General features: G+C 36.3%; 11 protein-coding genes. All 11 read right to left on the bottom strand.

The window, feature by feature from the left end; translation table 11 throughout:
- Positions 1–90: 90 nt before the first annotated feature.
- The 11 genes from JKP71_RS04725 to JKP71_RS04675 all read right to left on the bottom strand — a co-directional run bounded on the left by JKP71_RS04725 (position 91) and on the right by JKP71_RS04675 (position 12,015).
- Positions 91–429 (bottom strand): nucleotide pyrophosphohydrolase, encoded by a 339-nt coding sequence (locus JKP71_RS04725; protein ID WP_075525489.1) that lies wholly within the window; start codon positions 427–429, stop codon positions 91–93.
- Entirely contained in the window at positions 422–2,170 is a 1,749-nt protein-coding gene (locus JKP71_RS04720; RefSeq protein ID WP_200407335.1) for a DUF2075 domain-containing protein, read from the bottom strand. The genes JKP71_RS04725 and JKP71_RS04720 overlap by 8 nt, the downstream gene beginning before the upstream one ends.
- Before the next feature lie 162 nt (positions 2,171–2,332).
- The gene (gene purF, locus JKP71_RS04715) at positions 2,333–3,796 is read right to left on the bottom strand and encodes an amidophosphoribosyltransferase (RefSeq protein ID WP_200407208.1); all 1,464 of its coding nucleotides are present in this window, start codon (positions 3,794–3,796) and stop codon (positions 2,333–2,335) included.
- Positions 3,781–6,000: a phosphoribosylformylglycinamidine synthase subunit PurL gene (gene purL / locus JKP71_RS04710; RefSeq protein ID WP_200407207.1), complete on the bottom strand. Its 2,220-nt coding sequence runs from the start codon at positions 5,998–6,000 to the stop codon at positions 3,781–3,783. Before purL ends, purF begins: the two co-directional genes overlap by 16 nt.
- A 261-nt stretch (positions 6,001–6,261) precedes the next feature.
- Positions 6,262–7,866: a hypothetical protein gene (locus tag JKP71_RS04705; protein WP_200407334.1), complete on the bottom strand. Its 1,605-nt coding sequence runs from the start codon at positions 7,864–7,866 to the stop codon at positions 6,262–6,264.
- Between the two features lie 36 nt (positions 7,867–7,902).
- Positions 7,903–9,129 (bottom strand): DNA cytosine methyltransferase, encoded by a 1,227-nt coding sequence (locus JKP71_RS04700; RefSeq protein WP_200407206.1) that lies wholly within the window; start codon positions 9,127–9,129, stop codon positions 7,903–7,905.
- A gap of 241 nt (positions 9,130–9,370) precedes the next feature.
- Entirely contained in the window at positions 9,371–9,718 is a 348-nt protein-coding gene (locus JKP71_RS04695) for a Bsp6I family type II restriction endonuclease (RefSeq protein ID WP_200407333.1), read from the bottom strand.
- A gap of 159 nt (positions 9,719–9,877) precedes the next feature.
- Positions 9,878–10,549, bottom strand: a complete 672-nt coding sequence (gene purQ, locus JKP71_RS04690) for a phosphoribosylformylglycinamidine synthase subunit PurQ (RefSeq protein ID WP_200407205.1) — start codon at positions 10,547–10,549, stop codon at positions 9,878–9,880.
- Positions 10,549–10,812: a phosphoribosylformylglycinamidine synthase subunit PurS gene (purS, locus tag JKP71_RS04685; protein WP_200407204.1), complete on the bottom strand. Its 264-nt coding sequence runs from the start codon at positions 10,810–10,812 to the stop codon at positions 10,549–10,551. Before purS ends, purQ begins: the two co-directional genes overlap by 1 nt.
- A 21-nt stretch (positions 10,813–10,833) precedes the next feature.
- The gene (gene purC, locus JKP71_RS04680; RefSeq protein WP_200407203.1) at positions 10,834–11,544 is read right to left on the bottom strand and encodes a phosphoribosylaminoimidazolesuccinocarboxamide synthase; all 711 of its coding nucleotides are present in this window, start codon (positions 11,542–11,544) and stop codon (positions 10,834–10,836) included.
- A gap of 168 nt (positions 11,545–11,712) precedes the next feature.
- The gene (locus tag JKP71_RS04675) at positions 11,713–12,015 is read right to left on the bottom strand and encodes a hypothetical protein (protein ID WP_200407202.1); all 303 of its coding nucleotides are present in this window, start codon (positions 12,013–12,015) and stop codon (positions 11,713–11,715) included.
- Positions 12,016–12,022 lie beyond the last annotated feature (7 nt).

The following is a 12,022-nucleotide window of genomic DNA, read 5'->3' as shown; positions in this document are numbered from 1 at the left end:
ACCTCACTTGCTTTTATTCCATATCCTAACATATTAAAGCATGTTTCAATAAGTACAGACTAGATATTTAAAACTAAATTAATAGACTTATCAAAGTTCTGTGTATTTCAGCTTTTTATTTTTGCTTTTATTGACTGGATATTTTTGCTCATTAATATTCAACTTTCTCTCAATAATATCAACTATATCAAGCCCCAAATCATCTGCAAACATCAGTGAATAAATGAGCACATCTGCTAACTCCTCTTTAATTCCTTCTACATTTTCTATACCTTCACTAGATGTCTTCCACTGAAATATCTCCAACAACTCCGAGGCCTCCAGTGAAATAGAAAGAGCTAAGTCTTTCGCTTCATGAAATTGTCTCCAATTCCTATCATCACGAAACTTATTGATTTTAGATATCAAAACTGAAATATCATCAGTCATATAAATCTCCCTTCTGAGATTTTAGCAGAACATCCCTAAGTTGTTCATCGACAGCATAAATATATAATCCGTTTACACCACGAGTAAGCAAGACATTTAGTTCATTTTTAAGTAATTCTAAGGATACATCAACTTTTTCACCACTATCAAATGTTCTTCTTTGAGTTGCTTTCCTATTGAAACTCGCACTAGGATCAAATACTATTTTTCCATTGGCATATTTTACTGAAGGCCCAATTATAACACCCGCATAATTTAAATCAAATCCCTGTATCGTGAAAGTTGACCCTACTTCATTAATAGTTTGAGTTTGTTCCGCCCAGGCTAAATTTGCAGTTTTCCTATCTTTAGGAAGTTGTAAGTTCCAAGGCAAGTTCAAACCTTGTGTCTCCACGTTCCAATATTCTCCATTATTTGTTTTTTTACTAGAATAAGGCCAATCAAATGTTGCTAAGAGTCTTGACAAACCACTTCTTTTTGTACGCGCCTTCTCTTTTATGGCTTTATACAAATCTGTTGGTGAATCAAATATTTTTAGGTCATAACTAAGATCTTCTGGTATATTTTTCACCAATTGATTATCAATTAGATTTCTAATCCAAAATATAGTTTCCTCGGATGCATTAATACGTAGTTGTGCTCGTAAATCAAAGTGTGCATTTGCTATATTTAATAAATCTAGATATTTTGTTTTTTCTACATACTGCTCTCTAGATAGCACTTGATTTTTATCAAACACTGCAACAACGATTTTTGCACGCTTCAGTATATCATACAACTGATTTTTACCTTGATACGCTTGCTTACCTTCTGTCCATAATAAATGCGCTTCGTCAATTAATACAATATCAACAGGTTCTGATTCTGAAACTGTACGTATAAATCGAGTAGGTTTTGAAACAACTTCAGGGTTGATTTTTGTCATCCCCAACCGCTCGGCAAGTTGTTTATATACCTTAAACTGCTGTTCATGATTAACTAAAAGGCGGATATCTTTACCATAATATTGGATGTTCTTATATTCTTCAGTTAAACTTTCAGATTGTCCTATCTGGAAAAGCTCATTAAACAAAGAACTAAGCAAGACGGTTTTCCCTGCCCCTGCCTCCCCTTCTACCAAAATCAGTTGGTGCTTTTGATTGATGCTAATTAATGACTCGATTTTCAAAGCGATTTGATCTCTAATTTTTAACTGCTCTTCTTTAAGTTTATGAAATGGACTTGCTTTAAAAATAGCTGAATTTTGTATCTCTTTTTCAGAATGAAATAATTGAATCTTACTTTCAGAGAGTGTATTCCAAATCTTAGAGAAAATTTCGCCTAGTTCCTCTACTGGAAAATATTCATTTTGCTGATTTGTTCTCCTATTAGTTATCTCAACATTATTTTGACTTGATAAATAGTGAATCAATTTATTTTCGATATCCATTGTTAAGGATTTATTAAAATGCTCATGAGCAATAATATACATTCTGGAAGAACTCGATTTTTCAAATTCTTCGAAGTCTTCCCGATTTTGTACATCAGCTAAAATATGTTGTTTTGTCCTGCTATATATATTATTAGTTTCTCCGACATAAACTTTATAATTATTCCTTGATTTTTCATCATTTATGATGTAGACAGTCGGATAAAAAGTGATAAATTTTTCATGATTAACTTCTAATTTTTCCTTAAGCGTTGTTTGAAATTCTCTATTATAAGGAATATCATAAATTATTGGTTGAAGAGTCTCTCTCATATATTTCCAGTCTCCACAGTGCATAAATTTTTTTAATTTCTTCTCATAATTATAACACATCAAGCCATTATCTTCATCATATACCAAGCTAAATAGTACACATATAAATAACAAAAATCTACGGAACTTATTCCATAGATATAAAACTATATTTCTAGTTTTTCATTTCACGCTATTTTTCTCTAAAGATTCCAAATAGTCAGCTTCATAATCATACAGCGGTGTTGGATATTCGCCATCAAAATAGGACAAGCAAAGTTTATCATGACCAATCGCCTCGACAAGTCCTGTCTGGCTGAGATAGGTCAGACTATCTGCTCCGATCGCTTCTCTGATTTCATCAGTCGTGTGTGTGGCTGCGATGAGTTCGTCACGGTCTTGTATGTCAATGCCATAAAAGCAAGGATATTTGAGGGCGGGACTGGCGATTGCCACATGAACCTCAGCTGCGCCTGCGTCTTTGAGCAGTTTGACAATGCGACGGCTGGTTGTCCCACGCACAATACTATCATCCACCATAATGACGCGTTTCCCTTCTACAACACCTCGAACAGCACTTAATTTCATGCGAACGCCTTGTTCACGAAGTTCTTGAGTCGGTTGAATGAAGGTTCTTGCCACATACTGATTTTTAATCAGGCCCATTTCGTAGGGCAAGCCTGATTCTTCAGCGTAGCCTGATGCGGCACTGAGTGATGAATTAGGCACACCAATGACAATATCAGCATCAATTTGGGCTTCTTGGGCTAAAATTTTGCCTGATCGTTTTCTGGCAGTATGAACATTAACTCCAGCGATATTACTGTCAGGACGGGCAAAATAGATGTATTCCATTGAACAAATGGTCATGTTGGTGCTGTCCGTAAATTGGTCCACATGAATGCCGTCGTCATTAATTTCAATGATTTCACCGGGTTGAACATCTTGAATCCAAGTGGCACCAACGACATCAAAAGCACAGGTTTCTGAGGCCACAACGAGCGCACCATTGCTCATTTTTCCGATTGAGAGTGGTCGAAATCCATTAGGATCAAGGGCTGCGACAATTGAGTTTTCAGTCATAATGAGATAGGCAAAGCCACCTTTGACCGTATTGAGCGCTTCTTTGACTCTGCCCATAAATTCTGGATGATGACTACGGCGAATCAAGTGCATGAGAATTTCCGTGTCTGAATTACTGGAGAAGATCGCTCCAGATTTTTCAAGTTCACAGCGCAATGATTGGGCGTTGGTTAAATTTCCATTGTGGGCAAGACCGAGCGCTCCGTCATGAAATTCAAAGTGAAAAGGCTGAATATTATTGATATTTGCTGAACCAGCCGTGGCATAACGGACGTGTCCAATGGCTTCTGAGCCTGTCAGCTCTTCCAAATCTTTTTCATCACGGAAAACTTCTGTGACCAGACCCAGACCACGATGACGATTGAGTTTGCCATTATTATTGACCAAAATCCCTGCACCTTCTTGCCCGCGATGTTGGAGCGCATGAAGTCCAAAATAGGTCAGGCGAGCGGCATCAGGATGTCCCCAAACACCGAAAAGTCCACATTCTTCATTTAAAGATTTTTTTTCAAAATGCGCCCAGTCTTGCTCAGTAAATGTTGCGCTTGTCATTTCATCAGACATGGGAGGGCTCCTTCGTAAATGCTGACGGCGTCGTCAGTAGCAATGGTCAGGTCATTAATTTTAATGACGGCGTCGTCAGTGACTTTTCCGATTACTTCGCCACTGACCGAACTTTCCGTCAGTAATTTTTCAAAAGCTGCTTGGTTTTCTGGCGAAATTGAGAGTATAAAGCGACCTTGCGTTTCTGAGAATAATTGGGCATTGGTTAAATCAACTTTCACATCAACGCCTAAGCCATTTGCAAAAGCAGATTCAGCTAGAGCAATCGCCAATCCTCCTTCTGCCAAATCATGTGCTGAGCTGACCAATCCGTCAGTAATGGCTTTTAAAACAAAGTCTTGATTGATTTTTTCAGTTTCTAAATCAAAATCAATTCTTCCAGAAATTTCGCCTGTCAGCATTTTTTGAAGTTCAGAACCTGAAAAATCATCAAAGGTTTGACCAACCAAAACAATCAAATCACCCGCTTTTTTAAATTCTTGAGTGGTGATATTTTTGACATCTTCAATCAAGCCCACCATTCCAATCATCGGTGTAGGTAAAATAGCTGAACCGTTTGTTTCATTGTAAAGACTAACATTTCCTGAAATAACCGGTGTATCAAGAGCCAAACAAGAACGTGAAATTCCGTCAGCCGCCGTTGTTAATTCCCAAAATTGTTCTGGTTTTTCCGGATTTCCAAAGTTCAAACAGTCCGTAATCGCGAGCGGTTTTCCACCAGAGGCCACGATATTACGAGCCGCTTCAGCAACGGCGATTGCCCCGCCTTTTTCCGGATCAAGATAGAGATAGCGCGCGTTACAGTCCGTTGTCATCGCAAGTGCTTTGTTCGTGCCACGCACGCGTAAAACTGCGCTATCTGAGCCTGGTGCAACAACAGTATTGGTCATCACGCGCGAATCATAAGTTTCATAAATTGATTTCTTGCTGGCAATGGTTGGTTGAGCCAAAAGTTTTTTGAAAATGTCACTGACCGCGCTGTCAGTAATTTCTGGAAGATATTTTTCGCTGTCAGTAAATTTTTGAATTCGCTCAGGAACTTTTGCCTCACGGTAATAAGTTGGAGCATCTTCCGCCAATGAATCAACTGGAACATGAGCCACCATTTCCCCTTTATGATAAAGCGTATAAAAGCCGTCATCAGTCACTTGCCCAATATTCACAGCATCAAGGTCGTATTTTTTAAATAAATCAATAATTTCTTGTTCATGTCCTTTTTTGACACAAAGCACCATACGCTCTTGTGACTCAGACAACATCATTTCATAAGGAATCATGCCTGTTTCACGCTGAGGCACATTATCCAAGTTAAGACGCAGGCCTGACCCAGCTTTTGAAGCCATTTCTGATGTAGATGACACCAATCCAGCTGCTCCCATATCTTGAATTCCGACTAAAATATCGCCATGATTTTGGATGACTTCAATACAAGCTTCAAGCAATAGTTTTTCCATAAATGGATCACCGACTTGAACCGCTGAACGTTGTGTTTCTGAACCAGAACCAAATTCTTTAGAAGCAAAAGATGCCCCATGAATGCCGTCACGTCCTGTTTTCGCTCCGACATAAAAAATAGAATTCCCTACACCTTTAGCTTGTCCTTTTTGGATGTGTTTATGTTCAATCAAGCCCACACACATGACATTCACCAAAGGATTTCCAGCGTATGATTCATCAAAAGCTACTTCGCCACCAACCGTCGGAATGCCAATACAGTTGCCATATCCCGCAATCCCAGCTGTCACTTGGTCCACAATATGACGGGTTTTACCATTGTCAATTGGCCCAAAACGTAAACTATCCAAAATGGCAATCGGCCGAGCTCCCATTGAAAAAATATCACGAATAATCCCACCAGAACCTGTCGCTGCACCTTCATAAGGTTCAACGTAAGAGGGGTGATTATGAGATTCAGCTTTGAAAACAACCGCCAAATCATCACCAATATCCACAACCCCAGCTCCTTCACCAGGTCCCATCAAGACTTGTGGCCCAGTCGTCGGAAATTTTTTTAAGACCGGTTTTGAATTTTTGTAGCAGCAATGTTCTGACCACATCACGGCATACATCCCCGTTTCCGTAAAGTTTGGCAAACGGCCATCAAGAATCTCATCCTTGATTTTCAAATATTCTTCATCCGTCAGTCCCCACTCACGGTAAATTGCAGTATTCTGAATTTGCTCAGGACTCAGTTCGATTGTCATCATTTTCTCCAATTTTTCATTTTTGAGGAAAATTTTATATCATTAGTAATTTTAAAAAGTATGGGAAGTTATTTGGAATGCTACATTCCTTGTCAAAATATAAACTGTTTTCATATTCTAACTAACTTTCGAAAACACAATGTTGCTATTTAAACATAAAATCTCCTTGATAGAACTAATTTTACCCTGATTGTTTGGAAATAAAAAGTCCCAATAGGACTTTTTTTATATTATTCAAATGATTGTTCGGAAATGCTCAATTTACTTTTTCTCATTTTTACCCCAAAAATCACTAGGTAATTTATCTTTATCAATCCAAATAAATTCGAGCCCAATATGATTATCAGCATCTTTGAATTTAGTCAATCTTATCGCGTTAATTTCAAGCTCAGCCAATCTATTATAAGTCAGAACTTCAAAAGGTTTCAATCTAAAAAGTTCTCGAAGAATCCAATGACCCAAAATAGTTTGTTTGTTCACAGATTGAATAGCTTTTCCATTATCTTGATCTGGTAAATAGGCTTCTAATTTGTTTCCCGAAGGTAAAAATTCTAAAGTAAATTTTAATTCTTCCTTAGACCTAACATACTTCCATGCACCTTTTTCATTTTGTTTCAGTTCACCATATCCTGTTCCAAAAAAATCAATATGGGAATCATGAAAGTTCTTGGAATCTGGAATTGGAATATAAATTTCATCAGCTGGACGATAGAGAAGTTTCTGACACTCATTATATAACTCTGGAATTGAAAGTTTTTCAATTTTTTTCATGAAGTCTATTTTTATTTTATTTCTCTCACGTTTTTGTTCCGACGTACGCCAAGCATTAGAATCTAAAAGAACATGATTTAGTGTTTCAACAATCCAAGAAATATTTTCAATCATTTTATACTTATTTTGAATTTTTTCAATACTCTTTTTCCGCTGTTTTTTTCCAACTTTTGAAGCTCCATTAAATGAATTAAAACCTGAATTTTCTTCGACATTAATTAACCAAGAAACAGATGAATCAATAGTAAGTGCTACATCATTTTCTCGCTCCTCTATCTCTTGATATTCTTGTCCCATTTCAGCAAAAAATTTAAACGGATTGTCAATATATTTAATATCCCACTCTTCAAGTTTTGCCTTGTCAAATTTCATGAAAAGCTGGCTATCTGCTTCTGCATAAATATATTCATGTTTTCCATCATGAAATTTAAAATTCGTTGGTTTATTTTTAGTTGTACAACCATCAATAATAATATTTTCAATATCAATAGAGTAATAAGGAGTTTCACCTACAAAAATCTGTGGATTTTGTCCTGAAGCAGATGGGAGCAAATAATGATAAACCGCTTCCACACCCACTTCCGAAGCATCAAACCCCTTCAAATTTGCTTTTGAAGATTCAATACGCTCATTACGTAATCTCGATATTTCAATAGCTAGCTTTTTATATAACGGTTCATTAATTTTGTCAATTTCTACTTTTGTCTTATTGATAGAATTATTTGTAATCTCATTAAATATAGCACGCCAACCTAAGGAAGTTTGCTGCGATTTAAATTGAGCAATTTTTTGAGCCCCCGAATTTATCCCAAATGATTTTAGACCAACAAGATACTTGTGGTTTTCGTCAACAATAACCGAAGCATCAAATGAAGTATTTTTTACATCTTCTCCCACAGCGCTAAAACTGTGCTGAAAAACAGTTTCTTGAAATTTTGAATTGACAATCGGGGCAACCTTTGTATGAACGCTGTCGATTGATTTACTATCATCTTCCGATTCTATTTTTTGATTAAAAGCCTCGCTAAGACTAGCAAAACTTGTTATCAACTTCTTATAATATTGCTTTTCATTAATAGGCAAATTGTCCCACATAGTCATCAAGAAACCTCCAGCAGATAGTTTTTACGGTTATAGAGTAATATAAAAATCTCTATATCCATTTTTTTGAATCATTTTTAAATATTCCTCTTCATCTACAACATTTAATTTATGCTTTTCTGAATACTTGTTTAAAAGATCTGTAGAACTAAATTGTTCAACAAAATAGCTTTCTCCTTCTAACTTTCCATTCATCTGAACTCTAAAAAGAGCAGTCGCACCATCAATATTAGTGGGTTTTACATTTTTTGATGTTTCATCAAGCGCAGTTGCTATATTATTAGCAATACGCTCAATCACAGGAACAACTACAGAATTTCCAGCCTGCTTATACAGAGCACCATTGGAAAGATTTTTAGGTAATTTAAAGTCCTGAGGAAATCCCTGAACATTAAACGTTTCCCTCGGTGTTAATTTTCTGATTCCATGTTCAGTCTTTATTAATGGGACATTGTGTCCCCCAGTCCCCATGTTCGCGGTAAGAGTTGGGACGACCCCACTTTTATTTTCACGAACATATTGTCTTCGCCATTGGTAAATAGAATCCTGAGACGTAACTTCTAGCTCTAATTTTTCATAGAAAGGTTGCTTTCCCATTCTGTAATAATACTTCTCATCTTTTTCTTCCTGAAAATCAATGACGTCCGAAAGTCTCTTGGTTAATTTTTTTTCCTTTGGAAATTCAAAAAGTTCAAATGCTTTTTTATCCGCAAATCCCACAATATATATACGTTCCCGATTCTGAGGAACATTTCCATAATCTTTTCCGTTTAACACTTTCCATTTTATATGGTAGCCGTTTAATGTCAATTTTTCTCGAATAACCCGAAATGTGTTACCGTGATCATGAGTGACCAAATTTTTTACGTTTTCAATAAAAACAGCTCGTGGCTGATGTTTTTTTATAATACGTTCCAGTTCAAAAAATAAATCTCCACGCTCATCATCAAAACCACGACGATATCCCGCAATAGAAAAAGCTTGACACGGAAACCCACCAACTATTAAATCTGTATCCAACAAGCGAGAATCTATCTCTGTGTCAGTATCAGTATCAACAACGTGAATATCTCGACGATCAAGCTTTGCACTAGGAAAATTCAAAGAAATGGTCTCCTGTGCATTTTTGTCGAATTCATTGATGAACACCGAACTGAACTTTTTGGTATTTTCAAACCCCAAATCAATGCCACCGACACCCCCAAAGAAACTTGCTACGGTGTACGGAGCACTTACAGTTACATTGTTTTCAGTCATGAAATCAATCTCCTTATTTAATTTTATCTAATTATTATACTAAAATTTTTTAAAAAAAGTAGCTCACAACTTCTACTTTCCAACCATAATAAACCATAATAAAAAGAACACTCCACTGCACCCCTATATCAAGTTATTTAACTTTCCCTTTTCTAAGATCAATTCTAGCAACCGGTTTTAGATTTTTTGCATTGATAATTTTATCAATGACTGAAAAACGAGGTCTTCGTTTTTGAATTTGTTAATCACCTACTGTTTGAATTCTATTTACTTCAATACCTTTCAACATAGTTGAGACTAACTCAGTATCAAAAAATATTTCATCGTCTTTTTGATTTAATCGAGCAAAATATAACTTATCAAAATTTTCATTTGGTGAAAACGATATCAAATCGCTTTCCCAATTGGATGTTGCTTTTAATTCTATGATTTCTGAAGTTTGCGGATTTTTTACATCTCCCGCTGTTCCTTTATTTAGATCAAATTTAAGTGCATTACAAAGCATGGCTTCCGTAATTGTTTCAGGAATATTTACAGCACGATTATAACTATTTTTTATAACAGCATTTAAATCTCGCCATAAAAAAATATGCGTTTATCTCATCATCAAATCTGGCTTTATCAATTTTAATCAAATCATATTGAACTTTTCTAACCATATTTTATTGTGGGGCATTCCAAAATATTATATCATATCAAAAGATTAAAAATGCGCACAAACTTGGACGCATTTTTTTCATTTCTAAGATCATACTTCTACAAAATTATTCAAAATACTAGCAAACAATTTTCTTCCGTCAACGCCACCAAGCAGTTCTTCCATGGCCCGCTCAGGGTGAGGCATCATCCCAAGCACATTTCCTTCTTTATTGACAATTCCAGCAATATTTTCAACTGACCCATTAGGATTTTCGTCAGCATAAGTGAAAATAATTTGCCCATTTGCTTTAAGTTCAGCAAGCTGAGCTTCGTCAGCAACATATTGACCCTCACCGTGCGCAATTGGCAAATGAATGATTTCATCTTTGCTGTATTCAGTCGTAAAATTGGTTTGATGATTTTCAACTTTAAGGGCTTGCCATTTGGATACGAATTTCAAACCTTCGTTGCGAATTAACACCCCTGGTAAAAGTCCAGATTCAACCAAAATTTGAAAGCCGTTGCAAGTGCCAAAAACAGGTTTTCCTTCTTTAGCCAAACGCTTGATTTCCGGCATAATATTGGCAAATGACGCAATCGCACCACAGCGTAAATAATCACCATAAGAAAAGCCCCCTGGAATCAACACTCCGTCAAAACCTGCAAGCGACTGCTCATCATGCCAGACAAATTCTGCCTCAGCTCCCATAACATCACGAATGGCCCAGAGCAAATCAAAATCACAATTTGAACCTGGAAATTGAATGACTGCAAATTTCATTAATTAGCTCCCTCGCTTTGTTCATTCAAAATTTCAACTTTATAAGTTTCCATATTTGGATTGGCCAGCAATTCGTTGGCAATTTCAATGGCTTTTTCTTTAGCAAGCTCAGCATCTGCATCAAAATCAAAATCGAAAAATTTTCCAACATTTAATTCTGTAACTTCTTGATAACCCATTTTATGAGTTGCTGCTTGAATCGCTTGGGCTTGAGGGTCGAGAATTGAGGCTTTATAAGCCACGTAAACACGTACTTTAGTCATTTTTTGCAATATCCTATCTCTCTATTTTGTTTTTTCAAGTAATGTCAAAACTTCAGTATAAGTTTCAATCAAATCGCCAATATTACGTCGGAAAACATCTTTGTCCATGTGTTTTCCGTCAGCAGACCAAAGTCTTGACGTATCAGGGGAAATTTCGTCCGCCAGAATAATTCTTCCATCAGCAAGACGACCAAATTCAAGCTTGAAATCAACCAAAGTCAAGCCAATTTCCGCCCATATTTTTTTCAGAATCTCATTGATTTTACGCGTTTCACGCTTTAAAAATTCAATCTCTGCATAAGTTGCAATGTTCAGGAATCTAACATGTTCATCATTAATAAATGGGTCATCTAAAGCATCATCCTTATAGTAAAACTCAACAATTGGTTCTTGTAAAACAATCCCTTCTTCAAGACCAAATCGTTTGGCAAAAGAACCAGCAACAACATTTCGCAAAACAACTTCTAAAGGAATTATGGAGACTTTTTTATTCAATTGTTCGGTTTTTGATAACTTTTCTATGAAGTGTGTTTCTAAACCTTCAGCATTTAATTTTTCAAAAATTAAGGAAGTGATTTGATTATTCAAAGCACCTTTACCTGCAATCTCTTCTTTACGCGCACCATTTAATGCGGTCGCTTGATCACAGTATTCCACCCAGACGACCGCTTCATCGTCTGTCTTATACAGTTTCTTTGCTTTTCCTTCATAAAGTAATACCGTTTTATTCAAAACTCTCTCCATCCTTCACTTGCTTTTCTTTACAATTTCATTCTAATCTACTCCCAGCAATAAAAAAAGCTCTAGCGGTAAATGCTAAAGCTTTTCTCTCTAATTGTTCGGTTTTTCTGTATGTTGTTAAAAAGTTCATCTGAGTTTTATTCAAGAAATAACTTCTCTTTAAAGCACATCATTTTCCAAATAGAGTACGTTTTTACCTTGTGCTTCCGCATAAGTAATCTCCTCTGCCACAGCTTTGCCGATATAGCCTGCTTTATTGACAACAAATATCGCCTCTGATATTTCTATCTTTTTAAAATGCGCTTTTCGTAAAAGAGCAAGTTCAGAAGACGAATAAGTACTCAATGCGCGCGTAGGATATACGATCGTGAGGACACAATAACCTGCTAACGTCAAACGCTCCGCTTGTTCCTTTAATTCATCAATAAATTTCAAACTTCCACAAACTGTGATTACTTTCATACTCGTA

The organism is Lactococcus taiwanensis, assembly GCF_014905395.1.
In the GTDB taxonomy this organism is placed as follows: Bacteria; Bacillota; Bacilli; order Lactobacillales; family Streptococcaceae; genus Lactococcus; species Lactococcus taiwanensis.
The sequence above is the reverse complement of the archived record's forward strand: the minus strand, read 5'-3'. Positions and strand labels throughout refer to the sequence as shown.

Bases quoted from the DNA above. Each gene is read 5' to 3' on its own strand.
- JKP71_RS04725 (WP_075525489.1), bottom strand. From the start codon at position 429: ATGACTGATGATATTTCAGTTTTGATATCTAAAATCAATAAGTTTCGT.
- JKP71_RS04720 (WP_200407335.1), bottom strand. From the start codon at position 2,170: ATGAGAGAGACTCTTCAACCAATAATTTATGATATTCCTTATAATAGA.
- purF (WP_200407208.1), bottom strand. From the start codon at position 3,796: ATGTCTGATGAAATGACAAGCGCAACATTTACTGAGCAAGACTGGGCG.
- purL (WP_200407207.1), bottom strand. From the start codon at position 6,000: ATGACAATCGAACTGAGTCCTGAGCAAATTCAGAATACTGCAATTTAC.
- JKP71_RS04705 (WP_200407334.1), bottom strand. From the start codon at position 7,866: ATGTGGGACAATTTGCCTATTAATGAAAAGCAATATTATAAGAAGTTG.
- JKP71_RS04700 (WP_200407206.1), bottom strand. From the start codon at position 9,129: ATGACTGAAAACAATGTAACTGTAAGTGCTCCGTACACCGTAGCAAGT.
- purQ (WP_200407205.1), bottom strand. From the start codon at position 10,549: ATGAAATTTGCAGTCATTCAATTTCCAGGTTCAAATTGTGATTTTGAT.
- purS (WP_200407204.1), bottom strand. From the start codon at position 10,812: ATGACTAAAGTACGTGTTTACGTGGCTTATAAAGCCTCAATTCTCGAC.
- JKP71_RS04675 (WP_200407202.1), bottom strand. From the start codon at position 12,015: ATGAAAGTAATCACAGTTTGTGGAAGTTTGAAATTTATTGATGAATTA.